Genomic DNA, 21173 nt, shown 5'->3' on the forward strand with positions numbered 1-21173 from the left:
ACTTCTGATTCTAAAACTTCTTCTTTCTCAAATTAAAATAATAGTTAATGCCAAAACCTAATGTCCATTTTGTATCAACGCGACTGGCGTTCGGACTTAATTTATTTAATGGTTTTCCGAGATCGACATTCTGAAAATCTAAAATAAGACTCATAGCATCCGAGTACTCATCAGAAAAATTAAAACAATAGCCAATCCCAATACCGATAGACTGACTCCATTCTTTTGCAATTTCCATTTTACTAGAGACAAAATTGCCGTTAGTATAATTATAAGAATTTTTGTGAGCTTCAATAGTTGAAATAGAATACTTTGGAAGAATTTCAAAATACGAAACTAATTCGTTGCCAAGAATAATTTTTGGGCAAAAACTAAAATTAACCGCAGATACCGATCTTGAAATTTCAGCAACCATTACATTATTAGCATCAAGCTTACTGCTAGATTCCAGACTTCCAATTAAACCGCTAATTTCAATTTCAGGTTTTATGTATTTGCTCGCATTAAATTCAGCTCCAGATCTTAAGCTTAAAAAGCCTGAATTTTCAAAATCGGAATGAATATAAACACCGCCACCAACAAAAGGTTTCACAATCTGCGAATTAGCGAAAACAAAACTCAATAAAAACAAAGCAGTAAGTATTCTTTTTTTCATATTCTTTTTTAGATTTCTATTCTTTTAATTACAAGCTAAAGAACGTTACTTTTTTTCAAAATCTATAAGAATAAGCTTAAAAAAATCATTTCAGTTTTATCGCACTCTACTTTCATTTTCATCAATATTTTTTTCTTTGAATTGGCTTTCTTTTATTTTTCCGAAAGAATATTTAATAGCGATTGACACCTCATGACTATCAACTACATATCTCGAATTTGAGCTAATATTATTGAACGTAAAATTTTCGCTTTGAACTACATTCTTAAAAATATTATTACAGCTTAAAGTACAATTCCAATTTTTAAAGAAGATTTTTGAAGCCGCAATGTCAACAACAAATCTTCGGCTTGTTTCAAAAACGCCATTGTATTGTTTTGTTAAACCCCAAAAATTCAAAACAACGGAATATCCTTCTGGAAGTTTAAATTCGTTATTTGAGGTGTAATATAAATACGGTTTAGTAGCCAGAAAAGCTGCAGATTTATCTTCCACTTTTTCTAAAATAAAAATCAAAGAGTTTGTCATTGTCCAAAATTTATAGGTAAATGGTAATGTAAAATCGGCGGAAAAACCAGATGATTTATCAAAATTTATGTCCTTAAAAGTCATTATATTATTTTGATCATCAAACGAAAAACTACTATAAACAGGATCTTTTGCTTTAGTAAAACTTAACCTTACCGATTTATCATGATATTGAAAAGTTGTCGAAACTTCATCAATAATTGTTGGATTAAGAAAAACATTTCTCGAATATAAAAAGTACGGATTGATATAAGTTGCTCCTTGACTTAATGAAGAATAATTGGGTCTTGTAATGCTTTTAGCATAATTAAAACTAACACTTTTTGTACTGTCTATTGTAAATGTGAATTGCGCTTTCGGAAAGAAATTAGTGTAGTTTTTATCAACTAAAGGCAATAATTCTGATTCAAATTTTCCGAGGACATTTGTATTTTCAACTCTAATTCCAATTGAAAAATCAACTTTCTTAATTTTTCCAGAAAGCTGACTATATCCTGCTAAATTTTCTTCTTTAAAATTATAATTACTTATTTCATTTGTATTGGTCTTATAATAATAAATATCAATATCCGACTTTGAATTTGCAGACGAATACAACCCGCCTGCTTCCAGTTTCATTTCATTTTTGAACTTTTTCTCTAAATCAACTCTTCCTGAAAAAACATTTACTTTGAATTTTTGATCCCTAATTTGAGCCAATTCAAATTCCGTCATATTAAAATTATTCTGCACCTGACTCCACGATGTTTGATTAAAATTAGAATACTGCAATCCTGTAAAAACCTGCGCCCCAATAGATTTTATTTTCTTAGAGTAATTCAAAAATGAGTTTATAAAATTCTTTTTCCCTTCGTTGTCGCTGTAAGTAACGACATTATTTTCTTCTTCTTTATTTTTATTTTCCGTCAAAGTATTAATCGGAAAAACATCCGTTTGTAGTTTACTGCTGATATTAAACGAAAAATAATCATCTTCATTTATTTTGTAAAATAGTCTGCCTCCAAAAACAAATTGTTTTCTTTTTGTATTGGCCGAAACATCATATACAGAAGCGATATCAGGATTTGGAATTTGATAATTAATACTATGGCTTTCCCAAGGATTCAAGCGATTATAATTAAAATTAGCTTTCCATTCAATCTTATTTTTCTTGAAATTGGAGTTAAATCCTAAGTAATTATTGAAGTTCTTTTTGAAAGAAGCTATTTCAGAAATTTCAGTTTTAAAACCTTCTTTTTTACTCAGTTTTCTAGTAATTAAAATTATGGCACGCCCTTCAGCTTCATATTTAGCAGATGGATTCTGAATAATTTCAATAGTTTTAATATCAGCGACAGCCAAAGCATTCAAATCGTTCATCGTCACTTTTTGATTGTCGATATAAATAAGCGGGCTTCCTTTTCCGACAACTGTAATTTTTTCACGATCTGAACTGACTTGTACAGCTGGCAGTTTTGCAAGCAAATCAATTGGATTTGGAATTGAATTGTAAATTGAATTTGCAACATCAACCTTAATGTTTCCGTTTGAATTTGTAAAAGTCTTTTTGTTTTGACTTATTACAACTTCATTCAAATGAGTTGAAGTCGAATCTTTTGGCGTTTCATTTTGTGCATTTGCAAGAAAGGAAAACAAAAAAAGCATAATTAGAACTAGAATTTTTAAAGGCATATAAAAACAATTTTTAGATTATTTTGATTTGAGAAAGTGCAAAAGTGGTTCTAAAAAAAAGTTCTGAAGGTTAATTGTAGGTTAATGCGCGGTTAATGGCTTTTTTATGTTGCAAAAGCATTATTTTTGGGTGGAGAAAATTGGCACACTGATTTTACGGATGAAACTGATTTACACAGATTAATTTTTAGTGAATTGGTAAAAAAAAAGAAAGCAAACCAGCGGAAATCCGTTTAATCCGCTTCATCTGCGACCCATAATTTCAAATAAAAAATGAAACACAAAATCAATTTATTAATCGCTTTTTCTGTCGTAGCACTTATTGTGTTAACGACCGTACAATGCTATTTGGTAAAAACGTCCTACGATTATAAAGTAGCCGAATTTCATGCACAGATTAAAAATGAAATTGCTCAAATCACCAATAATTATAGTGATATTGATTCGGTTTTAGTTTCTAAAAAAGAGGCACTTTACAAGGATTTATCAGAAAAATATATTCAGGGAAAAAACAATAAAATAGATGTCAAAAAAGGGATTTTAGGCAATGAATATCAAAACATTTTAACGCAAAGAATCAAGCTTAAATTCGAAAGAGACCTTCCAAATTTCAAAATAGATTTTGCAATCGTACTAAACAAATTCATTTTATATAAAAACGCAAAAAAAGCCGATACCATTTTCTCTGAAAAGCCTTTTATTCAAAACAAATTGTATGGAAATCTGGCTTCATTAAATCATGCCTTTTTAGTTCGGAATTATGTTGGAACTACAAACGGAACTTTTGAAAATCAAGATTATAATTTGCTGACAGAAGATTCAATGTATGTTTCGGTTATTGACTGGGAAATGATCATTTTAAGACGAATGACGTTGATTCTGATTCTGTCTTTATTTTCGATTGCAACGCTTATCGGTCTTTTTGTAATTGCAATCAAAGCCTTAATCAAACAAAAAAAAGTAAGCGACGTAAAAACTGATTTTATCAACAATATTACCCACGAACTCAAAACGCCTTTGGCGACTTTGGGGATTTCAACAAAAATTTTGGAACAGAAAAACATTCGTGACAATGACGAAAATTTCAATTCCATTATCAATACCATTTCGCGCCAGAACAATCGTCTTCAAAATTTGATTGATCAGGTAATGGCGAATTCATTGGCAGAAAATGACCTTGAATTACAAAAAGAAAAGATAGAAACCGAAGATTTTCTTCTTTCAATTGTAAACGATTTTAAAATTACTTTTCCGAAAATCGATATCAAAACCGATTTTCAAACGGAGCAAACGATTTTAATTTTAGATAAATTTCATTTAACAACTGCATTTTTAAATGTGCTTGAAAATGCTGTAAAATACGGTTCAAATAAAATTACAGTTAAAACACGAATAGTTGAAAATCAATTTGCTATTAGTTTTGAAGATGACGGAATTGGTATTGAAAAAAACAAGCAATCACTTCTTTTTGAAAAATTTTATCGCGTACAACAAGGAAATCTGCACAACACAAAAGGTTTAGGTTTAGGCCTTTATTATGTGAATCAAATTGTGAAAGCACATCACGGCTCTGTTAACGTTGTGAGTGATTTAGGAAAAGGCACTCAGTTTACCATATTATTAAAAGTTTAAATACCTTATTTTGAAAAAATTACTTTTAGCTGAAGACGATTTTGACTTTGCAGCCATTTTAAAACAATATTTAGAACTGCATCAATTTGAAGTAATCTGGGCAGAAAATGGCGAAATAGCTTTAGACTATTTTAAAAATCAAACTTTTGATATTTGTGTTTTTGATGTAATGATGCCTGTATTGGACGGATTTTCATTGGCCGAAAAAATAATTACAATCAATCCCGAAGTTCCATTTATTTTTCTAACGGCAAGAAAGTTAAAAGAAGACAAGATCATAGGTTTAAAATTAGGTGCCGACGATTATATTGTCAAACCTTTTGAAGTTGATGAACTGGTTTTGCGTTTGCAGAATATTTTGAAGAGAATCGAACAAAAAAGAAGTCTGGAAGGAAATAATATAATTGAAATTGGTTCGTATATTTTTGATAATGAAAGACTAACTCTCAATAATAAAAATCACGTCCAGCAACTCACAGAAATGGAAGCGTCCCTTATAGAATATCTGTATTTAAATCATAATCAATTACTAAAGAGAGATCAAATTTTAATGTCTGTCTGGAAAAAAGATGATTATTTCTCTGGTCGAAGCATGGATGTTTTTATCAGCAGGCTTAGAAAATATTTCAATTCAGATCCAAAAATCAAAATTGAAAGTGTTCGTAATATTGGCTTAGAATTTAAAATAGAAAAACCTTGATTCGTCAAGGTTTTTCTGTTTTTTTCTTTAAGTTTTACTTTCCTATAACCCAGCCTAAAGTAAAGTTTCCAACTGGCACAAATTCTGTGTCATATTTGTCAAAATTCACTCCCGGCCCAACACTAAATTCAAGATTGAATTTCCCTTTGTAAGTACGTTGCAAGCCCCAAAGTGCTGCTAAGGTAAATGATGGTACATAGCTTCCATATTCATCATTGGTTGAGATTGACTCAAAATTATACATCGCATTTGCAGCAATATAATTTCCTGAGTTAAAAGCAGTTCTTTTTCCTTTAGCGGCTCTTTTTTCTAAATTATAATAATGACGAAATTGCTCAGTGATCAACGGCGAAATAAATACATTTCCGTCGTTGTGATAGCTATTATATTGATATCCTACACCTAAAGCTACTTCAGAATAAAGTGTATTTTTTTCAGAAAATCCGTGTTCATAGACAAATCCCGGAAATAACATATTTATTTTAAATTGATTTTTTTCAACTGAAACCGAGGCCTCATCTTGAGCATAAATTGATGTAACTCCGATAAGCAATGCTAACAAAAAATAATTTTTCTTCATTCTAAAGGTTATTGATTAGTTTAGGTAAAAATAGTATTTAAACTATAGGAAACTCACAAAAACAAAATTATTTTCTTACAAATTAATTACTTCGAATCATATAATTTTCATAAGTAATTGTATAACAATATTTAACCATTACAGCAATAAATTTGGTATAGAACTTTTAAATCTAATTATCATGAACCTAAAAAGATTATTCGGCGGATTATTGACAATCCTCGGAATTATAGGACTTATTTATACTGCCGTGATTTTTGCCGGCACAAGTGGAGGAACCAGAGATGTAAAATCCTTAATTATTTACGGAATTTTAGGAATCGTATTTTTTATGTCCGGAATCAGTTTGGTTCGAACTACAAAAGACGAATCTTAAATTTTAGAGGTGCAAAGTGGCAAAGGTTCTAAGATGCAAAGTTTTAAACGGCTTTGGGCTTTTGGCTTTTGTTTCTTTGTGCCTTCATAATTAAAAAATCATTCCTCTAAATAAGGATTTAAATTCAGTTCTGTAAAATCTCTTTCTGTTTTTGAGATTATAATCGTAGCAACAGTATTACCAATCAAGTTCGTAATGGCTCGGGCTTCGCTCATAAATTTATCAACGCCAAGTAAAAATGCCAATCCTTCAACCGGAATTTTATGAAGCGCTGTCAACGTTGAAGCCAAAACAATAAAACCACTTCCGGTCACACCTGCCGCTCCTTTTGAAGTAATCATCAAGATCCCGATAACACTTAAGATTTCGAAAAAACTCAAATGTACATCATACAATTGCGCTATGAATAATACCGACATTGAAAGATAAATCGAAGTTCCGTCGAGATTAAAAGAATATCCCGTTGGAATTACTAATCCCACAACCGATTTGCTGCAACCCATTTTTTCCAGTTTTACCATAATACTTGGCAAAGCAGCTTCAGAAGACGAAGTTCCGAGAACCAGTAAAAGTTCTTCTTTAATGTATTTTAAAATTGAAAAAATACTGATTTTATAGTATTTTAGAATGCTTCCCAAAACCAAAAAGACAAACAAAGCCATTGTCAAATAAACGCAGAGCATTAATTTTCCGAGCGGAATTAAAGTTGCCAAACCAAATTTCCCAATCGTGTATGCCATTCCGCCAAAAGCGCCAATTGGAGCGAGATACATTACATATTTTAAACCTGTAAAAACAACATTTGAAATTCGTTCTAAAACTAAAATTGTTTGTTCTCTTTTTTGATAAAAATTCAAAGCAATACCACAAACAATCGCTGCCAGTAAAACCTGCAAAGTAAAGTTGGACAAGAAAAACTGCAACCACGAAAAATGTTCGGCAGCACCTTTTGTAAACTGACTTGCATCCCCAATTGCCAATCGTGATTTGTCAATTTTTCCGGGTTTAAAAAAATACGCAACCGCAACACCAATAGCCAATGCGACTGTCGAAACTACTTCAAAGTAAGCTAAAGCTTTCACGCCAATTCGGCCTACTTTTTTAAGATTTCCCATTCCGGAAATTCCTAAAACAATAGTCAGGAAAATAATTGGGCCAATAAAAATCGAAATAAGCTGAATAAATTTCTTGCCCAGAAATTCCATTTTCACGCCATTTTCAGGTGAAAAATGCCCGAGCAAAACACCAGCAATAATTGAAATTAAAACCCAAAAAGTAAGATTTGTAACAACTGAATGAAGAAAGCTTTTTTTGGTTTTTGAAAAAGAATTGGGAGCAGGAATATTCATGAAAATTAGTTAGATAGTTTCACAAATATATAAAAAAAGCAGACCTATAAGCCGGATTCTGTTCTTGTCTTGTTTTTCAACGAGACAATACCTTATCATTTATCTAGATCCCGAATTGCTTCGGGACTCAAGCTACCTACCCTTCAACAACGGACGAGAAGCCCTTAAATGCTGATATACTTGGTATTTCACCGCATAGAGTTTACCTGGTTTCACTACAGCATTACCTGTACATACTTTCTGTTGCACTTGTCCTTGCCCTATTTCTAAGACCGACGGGTGTTACCCGCTATGCTTCTCTATGGTGTCCGGACTTTCCTCCCTCCCGATAAACGGAACGACGATAAGGCGGTCTGCGCTGCAAAAGTAGCGATTTACTAACTAAGAATAATGATTTTAAATTCTCCATTTTATGAATTTTATCATAACTTTTTAATTTTAAAATAGTTATCTTTAAAATTCCATAATTTTTAAATTCAGTTATCATGAAAAGAATGTATCATTACGCAACTGTTTCAAAGGCTTTAGATCAATTGAATGAGAAAGGATTTACGTGCGATTTTAATCGAAATGCTGACATGATTAAAAAAAATCCTGAGAAATTTGAAATTGTTCATGTGTATCGATACGAAGGGGATTCAGATCCAGGCGATGAGGCAGTTGTATACGGAATTAAGTCCGTTAGCGGAAAAAAAGGAGTTTATGTAGCAGGTTTTTCTGCCGATTCAGATCAGGAAACAGCACAATTTTTGTTTAACTTAAGTATTAGGGGAAGGTAGTTTTTTTTAAAATCTCAACCTGAAATTTGAGAACAAAAAAAATCCAAATTCCAATTTTACATGATATGAAATTGGAATTTGGATTTTTCTTATTAAAATTTTCTCAATATTATACTGTCGGTATTTTTAATTTCCAGCCGGGCTGAATTAAATCGGGGTTGGAAATAATATCTTTATTCGCTTCAAAAATATCCTGCCAAGAAACTCCATATGCCTTTCCTATTTTAGAAAGAGAATCACCAACTTCAACTGTATATTCTTTTGAAACTCGCTCTTCGACTTCAATATTCATCACCACATCTGCAGATCGATAATCAGGATCAATTTCTCCATAAATATTCCAAAGTTTTTCTTTCTCAGATGCCGATTTTACTGTACCATCAATATACAATACATTATCTTGTTCTCTTACCTGCAAATCTGTTGTTCCTAACTGAGAAGCCATATCGGTCAATTCTCTATATTTATCTTGTAAACTCATAACAATTTATTTAATAGTTAGTTTGTTATCAACTTTTTTGGGTTTCAATTCCTGAACACTTTGAATTAAAGGTTGCAACTGTTCTCTTTTAATTTCCCCAGACAGCGTTACCACACCGCCTACCACTGTAGCACTCACGCCATCATATGCTTTTATAACTTTACCTACTGATTTATCCAGATCACTATCTGGATTGATTACAACAGCCGCTGCAGCAGGTTCTACATTAGGTTCCGGAATTTGGCAGTTGTTCACAACCGATTTGACCCCTTGCACTGATTTAACAGAACGTTCAATATTTTTTTTGAAAGCTTCATCATCACAGGTTCCTACAATAGTCGCAACACCTTCATGCACTGTTACGTGTACTCCAGGCGTATTTAATTTTTCACTAATTTCTTTTTCTAAATCGGCATCCTTCGGACTGCAAGACAACAAAGAAACAGCAAGCCCCATTCCCAATAAAATTGATTGAATTTTCATAACAGAGTATTTAATAATTAACTATCTAAAATTAAACAGATTAACTACTAAAACTTTATACAATACGGTTGCAATTATTATATTTTTACCAGTCCATTTTTTTTAAGGAAGTCAAAATTTTAAAAAAGATTTAAGCTGAAAACTGGAATTGAATTTGAAAACTAAAAAATTAATCCAAATAGTCTGGAGGGAACATCTGTTGTCCGTATTTTATAAAAATGGAGTTTATTTTTTCTTTCTTTTCAATTTCAGAATCTGAAGAATTAGTTTCCATATAACTTGCCATTTCTTCAAACAAATCATCTAATCCGGCGGGAGTAACCGTACATAAAAGTTTTGCTGGTTCGTTTGAAAGATTTTTAAAACCATGCACAATGCCTCCTTTCGGAATATTGACAAAAGCATTTTTCTTCGCAACATAAATCCCTAATTCCGATTTAAATGCAACCTCTCCTTCCAACACAAAAAAAGTCTCGGTAAAATCAACATGCGCGTGCGGATTTGGTCCAGCACCCGGAGGAACCGACATTTCGATGACAGCATATTCGCCATTGGTTTCCTTTCCCGAAATAATAATGCGGTAATTTCCTCCCGCAATTTTTAATTGGTGCCCTTGGGTTTCGTCAACGGTTATGATTGGATTTTTCATTTTAGTTCTTTTGCTTTTCAATTCTAAAGTTATATTAAATATTCGAAACAGAATATTAAAACAAGAATCTGAACAATCAAAATATTGTTAGATTGAACAAAATCAAGTTTCTTTTTACTTTTAAAATATAAATGAACATTAAATACCAATGGCAAAGCAATCAATAAAAAAACATACAAAAACAGAATCACTATTGATTTCAAGAAAAAAACTTTCTGCATAAAGAATAACAGAAAACAATACATAAATTCCAAAACAAGTATGATCGAAAAGTTTTTTGACTTAACTCTTATTTTATCTATATCTGTCATTCTAAATTATTCATGCTGTGTCACATCATTATATTGCCAAAGCACATTTATAATTTTCCAATCACCATTTTCCTTCACAATATGCATATAATCAATCCAGGCATCGGCAAGTAGTTTAACTGATGCTGTTTTAGCTGAAACATCTAATAACTTGATTTCTTTTCTTGGATTCTTAGGAAATTTATCCCCTTTCACATTATAAGTTTCTGCCAAAATAACCATGTTTTCGGCGAAAAACTCTGAGATATAATCTTTTTGAGCGACTTTATTTCTAAAAACAGATCTTTTCACCATTCTCGGATGTAGTGCGCCTTCCATAAGTTTCGGATTCGGATTATGTTGCGCTTCAATATAGGCTAAAGCTACACGTTTAATATCTAGTGAATCCTGCTTAGTTTGGGCCTGAATTTTAAAAGAACAAAATACAATTGCAATAAGTATTAAATATTTTTTCATGTAAAATGGATTTAGAATTTATTATTTACGACCTTCTAAAACAGTTATTAATTCCTCCAATTGAGACATTGGAACTTTAACCACGGATTCTATTTTAGCTTCTTGAGAAGCAATTATTAAAACCCCTTGATTATCTTCTTCATATCCAATTGGAGCAAAAGAATATTGAGGTTTTACTATTAATGTTTCTTTTTTTCCATCTTTAAACCATCCATAATTTGCTTCATAAATGATTTTATTTTCTAGTATTTGAATCGTTTCTTCACCATAAGTATTCCATAAAGCAATCCTTACCATATAAAATCCAATTAATGAAAATATTCCAATTCCAATAAAGTAACCAATTTGTAAACCGCCTCCGTTTGCAATGCCAAAAATTGCTCCGCCAAGCGGAAAAACAAAAAATAAAAAAGCCAACACAAACAGTAATGCTCTTACTAAAAATGGAGACTTTTTTACTTTTAGATTTAATGTATTGTTAACGAAGTTAAATTGCTTCATAAAGGATTATTTGATTTTATCATATTTTGCTAACTAACTTCCAAGTTTCCCATAACGTTGTTGTTCAGAAAAATACAGAATTATTTTCTTTCCGTTTTTTTCATAAGGATAAAACAATTCATAATAACCATTATGAGAACTATAGCGTAATTCGTTACTTCCCTTTTCAAAAACACTTTTCAGATAATCTCTTTCTTCTTTAGTAGTTTGATAAATATATCTTTTTTTCTGCGGATGAATAGTGTCTTTCAAACTCCCTTCATAATAATCACTAAAGCCTAAATAAACTTGAGAACCTTTAACCGAATCTTTTACAATTACAGTAACATTAGGGAAATTTTTATCGGTTTTGGACAAAATAGCCAAAATATCGGCAGTCTCTTTTATATAGCCTTCAGAAAAATTATAGTTTACCAATTTATCGCTATTCGCTTTATTAATCGCAATAATTGATTCAGCCGATTTAATCAATCGTTCCTCTTTTCTCGCCGAGGTTAAATAATCTCCACCAAATAAAATTACAGCGATCAAGGGGAAAATTAAAATCAAAGTCAAAAATCGCAATCTATTTGATTTATTAGTTACTGCATCAAGATTATGTCTTTCGGCAATTCTGGTCAAATTAAACATTAAATTGATAATCAAGGAACCCACCATCAAAGCAAGAATTCCTAAAATACTTAGATAAAACGTTTCGGTCATATTCTCTTTAAACACTTTTAAACCAAAAACCTGAATCATTATAAAAGTAAATACCCAATATACCAGTAAGAGTATAGACTAATCCCGATAATATTGCTTAATCTAACTATTTGTTTTGCATTCATAAAATATTGTTTATCTAATTATTTAAAATCGTTTTCGTTTACTTTGTCATTATAAAAAAGTTCCACAATCGTTGCTGTCTGAGCATCTTTGTCAGCTCCAAATCGCATTGTAGTGAAATAAGTCAGTTTGTCGAATTTTTTAAAATCTCCATAGACAACAACTGAAAAGGAATCTTTTTCGCCGTTTACCGTTTCTGTTTTAATCAGGAAAGATGTTTTTTCATCAAAATATAAAAATTCAACTTTTTTATTACTGCACGTTGCCTTTATCTTATGACATTTTGAAGATTCAAAATCCTCAGTTCCTAAATATTCCAATTTATATAATGTGGGATCTAAATAATCTAATTCATTGAATATATTTTTCTTGAATTTTTTGTCTTTAAAATTTTCCTGATCTGCAAGCGTTTTTTCGCCACCACTTAAATTATAGCCTGTTTTTCCATCGTACCAAAATTTGAAAACAACTCGGTTTCCGTAAACTATTTCAAAACTCCCAATATTAGGTTTCATTTCTTTCACCACCCAATTTGCCGTGCGGCCTTCCATTTGCGTTACAGAATTGGTATAAAGTGTATTAATGCTTTTAATGAAATCCTTTCCTCCCATTGCATCCAACTCTTTGTTAATGATGGCAACAGCTTTTTCATCTTGTTTTTGAGCATTAATAGAAATTGAAAAAAAAGTCAGCAATAAAACACTAAAAAAATTTGAAAAGTTCATTTTATAATAATTTAAAAGGTTCGTTTTTAGCAAAAACAATATTGTTTTCGGATTAAAAATAGTACATTTTTTATTACAAAATAGTAATCAAACTATATTTCATTAGAAATAATTAAAACAAAAAACTTAAATTCAAAAATGCAACTTTCTCTAAAAAAACACGTTACTTTTTAATGTTGAAAACACTTAAAATCTTTCAATTTTTAAATTTTTAAATCATTAAATTATACCCTATATTTGCTATCGAATAAAAAAGAATATGGAACAATTTGTAGTATCGGCTCGTAAATATCGCCCGCAGACCTTTAAGGATGTTGTAGGCCAGAAAGCCATTACAAACACTTTGTTGAATGCTATTGACAGCAATCACCTTGCTTCTGCTCTTTTGTTCACAGGACCGCGTGGAGTTGGAAAAACTACCTGCGCACGTATCTTGGCTAGAAAGATAAATCAGCCTGGATATGATGATCCAAATGAAGATTTTGCATTTAACGTTTTTGAGCTGGATGCTGCTTCAAACAACTCGGTTGATGATATTCGTAGCCTTATTGATCAGGTTCGAATCCCGCCACAAACCGGACAATATAAAGTATATATTATTGACGAGGTTCATATGTTGTCTTCGGCTGCTTTTAATGCTTTTCTGAAAACATTAGAAGAACCGCCAAAACATGCTATTTTTATTTTAGCAACAACAGAAAAACACAAAATCATTCCGACGATTTTATCTCGTTGTCAGATTTTTGATTTTAAAAGAATTACAGTAAAAGATGCTAAAGAACATTTGGCAGATGTAGCTGCGAGTCAAGGAATCAATTTTGAAGATGATGCACTGCACATTATTGCTCAAAAAGCAGATGGTGCCATGCGTGATGCTTTATCCATTTTTGACCGTGTAGTTTCCTATTGCGGCACTAATTTAACGCGTCAAGCTGTAACCGAAAATCTAAATGTTTTAGATTACGAAACCTATATTTCAATCACTGATCTACTTTTAGAAAATAAGATTCCAGATCTTTTATTAGCATACAACGATATTCTTTCAAAAGGTTTTGACGGACATCATTTTATTGCCGGATTAGCATCTCATTTCAGAGACTTGTTAGTCAGCAAAACTCCTGCAACTATTGCTTTATTAGAAGTTGGAGAACAGGCACAGCAAATGTATGGCGTTCAGTCTCAAAAATGTTCTCAGGAATTTTTATTAAAAGGAATTGACATTGCAAACGACTGCGATTTAAAATACAAATTGAGTCAGAATCAGCGACTTTTAGTTGAATTATGTTTGATGCAATTAGCCTCTATCAATTTTGATGGAGAAAAAAAAAAGCTGAGCAATTCATAATTCCGCCTACTTATTATAAAAATGGAAGCTTTTCAATTGTTGAAGTTCAAAGTGTAAAGTCCAAAGTTGAAAACCAAACTGTTTCCGAAAACACAAAATCAGAAAATGTAACTACTTCAGCTGAAGCCGAAAATACGCAAAACACAACTGTTTCTGAAACTCCAAAAGCTCAAACTCCGGAAGCTCCAAAAACAGAAACAGACAACACGCCAAAAGTTTCCGCATTTTCTTTAGCAAGTATTCGCAAGAAAAAGGAACTAGAGGCAAGCAGTAAATCGTACGTCAAACCTTCGTCAGTATTACCTACAGAAGAATTTAACGAAACAGATATGCGTCTTCATTGGACTAAATATGCAGAACGTTTAGGTCAAAAAGGCTTAAAGATTATGGAGTCCATATTATTGATTAGTGATCCCGTTTTGAATGGCACAACAATTACTTATGAACTGCCAAACGAAGGCTCAAAACTAGAATTTGAAAGCCAGATGAATGGTTTGCTAGGGCATTTAAAAGGACATTTGCACAATCATGACATTACAATTGACGTAATTGTGAATGAACAAGCCGAAACAAAACGATCTTATAATAATCAGGATCGTTATAATCGATTTTTAGAAATCAATCCAAATATTGAACTTTTGCGCAACACATTTGGATTAGATTTAAAGGATTAATTTTTTTTGCTTCTTAGAATCTTATTTATTCTGAAATCCGAAATTATAAACTTTCTCCAACCATTTTTTTCTTTGATTTTCATCAGCAGTTTTTACAATTCCGATATAACTCACTTTTACTGGTTTTACACCACAAAACTCTAAAGTTGATTTCTTTAACTGATTCACACTAGGCCTACCAAAAAACAATCGATAGTACCAGCCGGGCTGGTCTAAAGTTGTAATAATATGTGCTGTTTTTCCTTTAAGCAATTTATCCCACCAAACCGAATTTTCTCTGTATTGAAAAGCCATTCCAGGTAAAAACAAACGGTCGATAAAACCTTTTGTAATTGCTGGAAGTCCGCCCCACCAAACAGGATGAATCCAAACTAAATGATCCGCTTTTTTGATTTTTTCCCAAGATTCAATTAAATCGGGTTCTAATTCCGTTCGTTTTTGATAACCAAACTGCAAATTGGGATTGAATTTTAAATCGGCAATTGTAATCGTTTCAACTTGAGCTCCTGAAGCAATTGCGCCATTTTTATAAGATTCGGCAATTCCAAAATTAAAACTTGCTGCATTAGGATGTCCGTTTATAATCAGTATTTTTTTCATATCAATGTTTTTTCAAAAATACCATTAGGATAAATTATTTGACTAGACAAATGTCTCTAAAAATCTTTTTCTGATTCGGCTTAAATGTCTCGGTGTAATTCCTAAATAAGAAGCTAAATATTGCAATGGAATAAGCTGTAAGTATTTTTGATGATTGAGATAAAGCTCCTCATAGCGCTGTGCTCCAGATAATTTCTGAAAAGAAACCATTCTTTTATGAAGATTGACAAACTCAATTTCAGTTAACTTTCTTCCCGTTTCCTGCCAGTTCAAACCTGATTTGTAAAGTTTATCCAAAGCACTTCGGTTTAAAATCTGTAGTTCGGTTTCGGCGAGAGCCTGAATATTTTCCTCTGCTTTTTCCTCAGTAATAAAACTGGCGAAAGAAGCCATAAATTCATTCTCAAAAGCAAAACAGTTTGTAATTTCGTCACCTTTATGATTAACAAAAAAAGAACGCAGAATTCCTTTTTTTATAAAAACGACTTCATTGCAAACCTGATTTTCAGTCAATAAAAATTCTCCTTTCTTTAAAGTTCGAAATGTAATTAAATCATCTAAGAGATTTAATTCTTCTTGAGAGAAGCTCTGAAAAGACTGAAAAACTGATTTCATGGATTAATCATTAGAATAAAAAGCTCTTTCAATTCGCTTATCGGGAATGAGCCATAACATTGCTACAACAAAATACGCCGCACCTGAAATCCATTCGTTGTAAAACGAAGATACGATTCCAATGATGTATAAAACTGCCGAAGCTTTTCCTTTTAAATCCCTATTTAGTGCTTTTCGCAATACTGAATCTTCACCTTCACTACAGATAATTACATACTGCAGAATGACGTAAGAAATGGCACAAAGCAATAAAATGATTCCATACAAAGCCATTGATGCTTTTGCAAAATTGTGTTCACCCATCCAACCTGTTGAAACCGGAATTAGTGATAACCAAAACAATAAATGCAAATTGCTCCAAAGCACTTTTCCGTTTACTTTTGATAAACCATGAAGTAAATAATGGTGATTGTTCCAATAAATTCCAACATAAATAAAACTCAAAATATAACTTAGAAATTTAGGAATAAGCGGTTTTAAATCGGCAAATTCATGTCCTTCAGGCACTTTTATTTCTAAAATCATAATGGTTATGATGATTGCCAAAACACCGTCACTAAAGGCTTCAAGTCTCGTTTTATTCATTTATTCTTAAGTATAAGTTTGCCACGAATTACACTAATTTTCACGAATTAATTTAAACTATTTTAAAAATAAAAATTGGTGGAAATTAGTGTAATTGGTGGAGAAAAATTAAATTTTACCGTAATACATTGCTTTTACGATTCCGTCTGAAAGTCCAATTTTTGGAACATAAATCTGGCGCGCACCGCTCCACTTCATTGCGTTTAAATAAATTCGTGTTGCGTGGATAATAACGTCGGCACGGTCAGAATTCAAACCTAACTCAGCAATTCTTTGCTCATATGTCAATGAATTCAAGAATGCATATTGCGAATTAATATAAATGTATGAAAGCGGTTTTTCTTGCTGTTTTCCAGACATTTTAAATAATTTATTGATATTCCCTCCAGATCCTATCAAAGTAACCTCATCATAATCTGCAGTGTTGGTTTTTATCCATTTTTCAATTTCATCCCAAACCACATCACAAACCATATTATTTAATAAACGTACTGTTCCGGCTTTGAATGATCTTGAGTTGATCATTTTTCCATCAGAGAATAATGTAAATTCAGTACTTCCACCACCAACATCAACAAATAAATAGGTTTCGTCTGTTTTTAATAAATGATGTAAATCTGTAGAAGCAATAATTGCTGCTTCTTTCTTGCCGTCAATAATTTCGATTTTAATATCGGCTTTCTTTTTAATCAAAGCCACAACTTCTTTGGCATTGTACGCTTCACGCATTGCCGAAGTAGCAAACGCCATATAACGCTCTACTTTATGAACTTTCATCAAAAGATTGAATGCTTTCATAGCATCCACCATTCGATCTGTATTTTCTTGTGATATTTCTCCAACAGTAAAGGCATCTTGTCCCAAACGAATTGGAACACGAACAAGAGAACTTTTGTTAAACTGAGGTTCTTTGCCGTCTTGCTCTACAACATTCGATATCAGTAGCCTCATGGCATTTGAACCAATATCTATTGCTGCAAATTTTCTAATATTAATCATGCTCACTTATGATTTGAAAAATTGGTTTTAATTAATTTATTTTTTGTGTTACCGCTTCAGCTATTTCAATTTTATTTTGGTAATATTTATAGGTTTCAAATTGCGCTCTAAACGGGGCATGATGATTACGAGGCTTGTATTTGTTATCTAATTTATAAGAATGATATCTCACTTTAACATTCCCTTTCCAGGCAATATTAAAATTATCTATCAATTCTTTTTTAATTTCTAAGTCATAAATTGGGCAGGTCACTTCGACTCTTCCATCAAGATTTCTGGTCATAAAATCAGCTGATGAAATGTAGACTTCGGTTAGGCCTGCGTTTCCAAAAATATAAACTCTTGTATGTTCTAAATAATTATCGACGATACTTATGGCTTCAATGTTTTCACTCATTCCGGGAATTCCAGGAATCAATGAACAAATTCCTCTTACCTGAAGCTGAATTTTTACCCCTGCATTACTTGCTTCATAAAGCTTGTCGATCATTTTAAAATCAGACAAACTATTCATTTTTAATTTAATATGTGTTTTTCTGCCGGCAAGTGCGTGCAAAATTTCACGGTCAATAAGCTTTATAAACTTGCTTCGTGTGTAATGAGGTGAAACAATTAAATGCTTATATCTGTGTACTCTATAATTGATATCAAAGAATTCAAATATTTTTGATGTGTCTTTTAAAATTCCTTGATGGCAGGTAAACAGCGTCACATCAGTATAAATTTTTGCCGTTGATTCGTTAAAGTTTCCAGTTGAAATAAATCCGTAACGGCGTGTTTTTCCATCTTCGATTCTTTCAATTACACATATTTTACTGTGCACTTTCAAACCTTTAATTCCAAAAATCAGATCAATACCTTCAGTCTGCATTTGCTCTGCATAGGAAATGTTACTGGCCTCATCAAAACGTGCCTGAAGCTCAATTTGAACCGTTACTTTTTTACCATTTTTAGCTGCATTGATTAACGAACTGATAATCTGCGAATTCTTTGCTAAACGATATAAAGTAATTTTAATGCTTGTAACCTTTGGATCTAAAGCGGCTTCTCTCAGAAATTTTGTTAAATATGAAAATGACTGATAAGGTGCATGCACCAAATAATCTTTCTTGTTTATTTTTTCTAAAATACTGCCATCCAAACTTAATCCCGGAACAGGCAAAGGTTCGTTTGGCTTATATAATAAGTCGTAACGTCCTAAATTTGGAAAATCCATATAATCACGGCGGTTATGATAACGACCGCCAGGAATGATACTGTCTGTTTCTACAATTTTCATTTTTTCTAAAAAGAACTGCAGTGTATCTTCCTCAATTAAATTATCATAAATAAAACGAACCGGCTCACCAATTCGTCGATCTTTTACAGAAGTAGATATTTTCTCCAGCATACTTTTACTTAAGTCGCTGTCAATATCTAACTGTGCATCTCGCGTAATTTTGATCATATGTGCCGAAACAGTCTTATAATCAAATATGTTGAAAATGCTTTTTAGTTTATAACGAATTACATCATCAATTAAAATCACATATTGCTTTTCATCGTCTGAAGGAAGCACAACAAACCTGTTGATGTTTTTTGGAATTTCGATTAAGGCATAACGAACTTCGTCATTTGCTAATTCTAATCGAACTGCCAGATAACCTAAAGTATCTTTTAAAATTGGAAAAACAGCCAAGTCGTTAAGAATGATTGTCACCAATTCTGGACTTAATTTTTGTGTAAAAAAGTCCTTTAAGAAACATTCTTGTTTTGGTGTAATTTGAGTTTCGTTTATAATAAAGATATTTTCAGCTTCTAGTTCAGCTTCAATATTTCCAAGAATACGCAAACTTTCAGACTGTTGCTGAATTACAATTTCAGTAATATCTTTAATTAACTGATGGGCAGAAATACCACCCAAATATTTTTCACCAGAAATACCTGAAAGACTTAATCTTCGAATTGCAGCATACCGAACTCTGAAAAACTCATCTAAATTGTTTGAAAAAATTCCAACAAAACGCAGTCTGTCTAAAAGTGGAACTGTGTTATCTGCAGCTTCCTGAAGTACTCTTGCATTAAACGCTAACCAACTTTTTTCTCTATCGATATATTTCTGTTCGTACACTTTATTTATTTTAAATCTTTGGGGAAAATTGTTTTATGTGTCCTGCCTTTATTGAGTGCGTCCCAACTGTCTGAATCGAATTGCAGGGAAACAAAACCTGAAGTCGGGACGTTTTCGATAAAAACATCCCCAAATTTATTAACAAAATTTGTAATAGCCTCGTTATGTCCAAAAAGAATAACGCTTTCGAAACTATTATCACACGATTTGATAACTTTTTCGAGCTGTTTGTCATCAAAAGTATAAAGGTCGTCTTTATAAACGATACTTTCTATAGGGTACGAAATGTTTTGAGCAAAAATTAAAGCGGTTTCTGAGGCACGTGCTGCAGTACTGCTCCAAATTATATAGGTCTTAGGTAGATAATTTGAAATATTTGAAGACACTTCATGAGCATCTAAAATCCCTCTTTTCATCAAAGGTCTGTCAAAATCTTTTAAAGGTGCTTCCCAACTTGATTTTGCGTGTCGTATTAAAATTAAGTTTTTCATAAAAAGAGATTATTTAAAATAAATACACTGTCATAAAACTGCTTTCTAAGTTCTAATTTACAAAAGAATTTTTAATCCTCCCCTTTTTTTTATTTCTGTTAACATTCTGTGAAAATTTTAACAAGAATATCAAATCCACAAAACTTTAACAATCCAAAAAAAAGGTATTTCAATTTTAAATAAAAAGTGTACTTCGTCTATTAAAACTTACACTTAATCGATATTTTGCAAATCAATAAAATTTTAACTAAATAACTGACTATTAACCATTTACAAAGATTCAAAAAGTCTATTTTTCATCAAAAAACGAAGAAAATAGCTTAACTTATTTTGCTTAAAATGGTCAAAAATTGATTTTTTTCGACCATTTTTTTGTTAAAAAAAGGTAGTTAAACGAGTTTTTAGGTTAGTTGCAGACAAAAAAAATCAAATACAAAAACTCTAATATAATTTTGATTGTGTTAAAATTTCATAAATACCACAAAACTAAATCTTAAGTTATGAAAAGTAAATCTACTCTTGAAAAAGCAGTGAAATTTATTACCAATTGTAAGGCTATTTTTTCAGTAAGAAAAAACATCTTTCAAAAAGGTCTTTTTTCAGTACTGCTCTGTTTGATAACAACTGTATCATTTGCCCAAACTGGTTCTTGCAAAGCAACTCTCGGAGTTGAAAAAGACAGAATTTACAGCAATGCGGGTAAAGACGGCGCATATTTTACATTGGTACTGACCAATACAGGAAATTCAGATGATGTTTATAATTTAAGTGTTTTAAACATAAATTCAAGCTGCTCTAACAATGACGGCAGCAGTTCATCTCAAAACGTAAATTTGGTTGGTAGTTTTCTTGATAATAGCAATGTTGCCATAACATCTATTTCACTACCAGCTAATCAGACTGCAACTTTTCAGGTTCATTTAACGGTTCCACAAGGCACTGCGTACAATAAATGGAACTGCATGCAAATCAATGCTACTTCATCAAATTGTGCTAATTACACAGTAAACACTGTTGTACATACAATCGTAAACAATCCTTCTGAAAATTAAA

Annotated in this window: 24 protein-coding genes and 1 other RNA gene; 7 read left to right on the forward strand and 18 right to left on the reverse strand. The window is 31.8% G+C overall.

The genetic code is table 11. From position 1 onward, the window contains the following. Positions 1-10: 10 nt before the first annotated feature. Positions 11-655, reverse strand: coding sequence for a hypothetical protein (locus EV145_RS19835; RefSeq protein WP_133526930.1), 645 nt, complete (start codon positions 653-655; stop codon positions 11-13). Positions 656-751: 96 nt separating this feature from the next. After that, complete coding sequence (locus tag EV145_RS19840; protein ID WP_133526931.1) at positions 752-2854, reverse strand: outer membrane beta-barrel family protein; 2103 nt, start codon at positions 2852-2854, stop codon at positions 752-754. A 273-nt stretch (positions 2855-3127) separates the two neighbouring features. Here EV145_RS19840 and EV145_RS19845 point away from each other — a divergent pair, with 273 nt between their 5' ends. Then, the gene (locus EV145_RS19845) at positions 3128-4486 is read left to right on the forward strand and encodes a sensor histidine kinase (RefSeq protein WP_133526932.1); all 1359 of its coding nucleotides are present in this window, start codon (positions 3128-3130) and stop codon (positions 4484-4486) included. A gap of 10 nt (positions 4487-4496) precedes the next feature. Further along, entirely contained in the window at positions 4497-5186 is a 690-nt protein-coding gene (locus tag EV145_RS19850; protein ID WP_133526933.1) for a response regulator transcription factor, read from the forward strand. 34 nt (positions 5187-5220) lie between these two features. Here EV145_RS19850 and EV145_RS19855 read toward each other — a convergent pair whose 3' ends face one another. Continuing rightward, on the reverse strand, positions 5221-5766 hold the full coding sequence (locus EV145_RS19855; RefSeq protein ID WP_133526934.1) for a DUF3575 domain-containing protein: 546 nt from the start codon (positions 5764-5766) through the stop codon (positions 5221-5223). Positions 5767-5947: 181 nt separating this feature from the next. On the opposite strand from EV145_RS19855, the gene EV145_RS19860 reads away from it, so the two are divergent. Then, complete coding sequence (locus tag EV145_RS19860; protein WP_133526935.1) at positions 5948-6142, forward strand: hypothetical protein; 195 nt, start codon at positions 5948-5950, stop codon at positions 6140-6142. 98 nt (positions 6143-6240) lie between these two features. On the opposite strand, the gene EV145_RS19865 is transcribed toward EV145_RS19860, so the two are convergent. Both EV145_RS19865 and rnpB read right to left on the reverse strand, forming a co-directional pair. Continuing rightward, entirely contained in the window at positions 6241-7491 is a 1251-nt protein-coding gene (locus EV145_RS19865) for a cation:dicarboxylate symporter family transporter (protein ID WP_133526936.1), read from the reverse strand. A gap of 31 nt (positions 7492-7522) precedes the next feature. Continuing rightward, positions 7523-7851: RNase P RNA component class A (rnpB, locus tag EV145_RS19870), an RNA gene on the reverse strand. Positions 7852-7976: 125 nt separating this feature from the next. Between rnpB and EV145_RS19875 the strand changes: the two genes are divergently transcribed. Further along, complete coding sequence (locus EV145_RS19875; RefSeq protein WP_133526937.1) at positions 7977-8270, forward strand: hypothetical protein; 294 nt, start codon at positions 7977-7979, stop codon at positions 8268-8270. A gap of 109 nt (positions 8271-8379) precedes the next feature. Here the strand turns inward: EV145_RS19875 and EV145_RS19880 are convergent, their stop codons facing one another. The 7 genes from EV145_RS19880 to EV145_RS19910 all read right to left on the reverse strand — a co-directional run bounded on the left by EV145_RS19880 (position 8380) and on the right by EV145_RS19910 (position 12701). Next, complete coding sequence (locus tag EV145_RS19880; RefSeq protein ID WP_133526938.1) at positions 8380-8751, reverse strand: LysM peptidoglycan-binding domain-containing protein; 372 nt, start codon at positions 8749-8751, stop codon at positions 8380-8382. Between the two features lie 6 nt (positions 8752-8757). Then, complete coding sequence (locus tag EV145_RS19885; RefSeq protein ID WP_133526939.1) at positions 8758-9234, reverse strand: BON domain-containing protein; 477 nt, start codon at positions 9232-9234, stop codon at positions 8758-8760. 169 nt (positions 9235-9403) lie between these two features. Beyond that, positions 9404-9883, reverse strand: coding sequence for a cupin domain-containing protein (locus EV145_RS19890; RefSeq protein WP_133526940.1), 480 nt, complete (start codon positions 9881-9883; stop codon positions 9404-9406). A gap of 317 nt (positions 9884-10200) precedes the next feature. After that, a complete protein-coding gene (locus EV145_RS19895; RefSeq protein ID WP_133526941.1) occupies positions 10201-10650 on the reverse strand; it encodes a nuclear transport factor 2 family protein in 450 nt (149 codons plus the stop codon). Positions 10651-10671: 21 nt separating this feature from the next. After that, a complete protein-coding gene (locus EV145_RS19900; RefSeq protein WP_133526942.1) occupies positions 10672-11151 on the reverse strand; it encodes a hypothetical protein in 480 nt (159 codons plus the stop codon). A 33-nt stretch (positions 11152-11184) separates the two neighbouring features. After that, positions 11185-11853, reverse strand: coding sequence for a peptidase (locus EV145_RS19905; protein WP_133526943.1), 669 nt, complete (start codon positions 11851-11853; stop codon positions 11185-11187). A gap of 143 nt (positions 11854-11996) precedes the next feature. Next, entirely contained in the window at positions 11997-12701 is a 705-nt protein-coding gene (locus EV145_RS19910; RefSeq protein WP_133526944.1) for a hypothetical protein, read from the reverse strand. A 259-nt stretch (positions 12702-12960) separates the two neighbouring features. On the opposite strand from EV145_RS19910, the gene dnaX reads away from it, so the two are divergent. Both dnaX and EV145_RS19920 read left to right on the forward strand, forming a co-directional pair. After that, on the forward strand, positions 12961-14046 hold the full coding sequence (dnaX, locus tag EV145_RS19915; RefSeq protein ID WP_133526945.1) for a DNA polymerase III subunit gamma/tau: 1086 nt from the start codon (positions 12961-12963) through the stop codon (positions 14044-14046). A gap of 329 nt (positions 14047-14375) precedes the next feature. Then, positions 14376-14720 (forward strand): DNA polymerase III, encoded by a 345-nt coding sequence (locus EV145_RS19920; RefSeq protein WP_133526946.1) that lies wholly within the window; start codon positions 14376-14378, stop codon positions 14718-14720. Between the two features lie 21 nt (positions 14721-14741). On the opposite strand, the gene EV145_RS19925 is transcribed toward EV145_RS19920, so the two are convergent. The 6 genes from EV145_RS19925 to EV145_RS19950 form a co-directional block, all read right to left on the reverse strand. Continuing rightward, a complete protein-coding gene (locus tag EV145_RS19925) occupies positions 14742-15320 on the reverse strand; it encodes an NAD(P)H-dependent oxidoreductase (RefSeq protein ID WP_133526947.1) in 579 nt (192 codons plus the stop codon). Between the two features lie 42 nt (positions 15321-15362). After that, entirely contained in the window at positions 15363-15935 is a 573-nt protein-coding gene (locus tag EV145_RS19930) for a Crp/Fnr family transcriptional regulator (protein ID WP_133526948.1), read from the reverse strand. Positions 15936-15938: 3 nt separating this feature from the next. Next, positions 15939-16520, reverse strand: a complete 582-nt coding sequence (locus tag EV145_RS19935) for a TMEM175 family protein (protein WP_133526949.1) — start codon at positions 16518-16520, stop codon at positions 15939-15941. Between the two features lie 108 nt (positions 16521-16628). Then, complete coding sequence (locus EV145_RS19940) at positions 16629-17519, reverse strand: Ppx/GppA phosphatase family protein (protein WP_133526950.1); 891 nt, start codon at positions 17517-17519, stop codon at positions 16629-16631. A 31-nt stretch (positions 17520-17550) separates the two neighbouring features. Further along, positions 17551-19629, reverse strand: a complete 2079-nt coding sequence (gene ppk1, locus EV145_RS19945) for a polyphosphate kinase 1 (protein WP_133526951.1) — start codon at positions 19627-19629, stop codon at positions 17551-17553. Positions 19630-19634: 5 nt separating this feature from the next. Next, positions 19635-20120 (reverse strand): SixA phosphatase family protein, encoded by a 486-nt coding sequence (locus tag EV145_RS19950; protein ID WP_133526952.1) that lies wholly within the window; start codon positions 20118-20120, stop codon positions 19635-19637. Positions 20121-20620: 500 nt separating this feature from the next. Between EV145_RS19950 and EV145_RS19955 the strand changes: the two genes are divergently transcribed. Further along, positions 20621-21172, forward strand: a complete 552-nt coding sequence (locus EV145_RS19955) for an Fn3-like domain-containing protein (RefSeq protein WP_133526953.1) — start codon at positions 20621-20623, stop codon at positions 21170-21172. Position 21173 lies beyond the last annotated feature (1 nt).

The organism is Flavobacterium sp. 245 (assembly GCF_004362055.1).
GTDB lineage: Bacteria > Bacteroidota > Bacteroidia > Flavobacteriales > Flavobacteriaceae > Flavobacterium.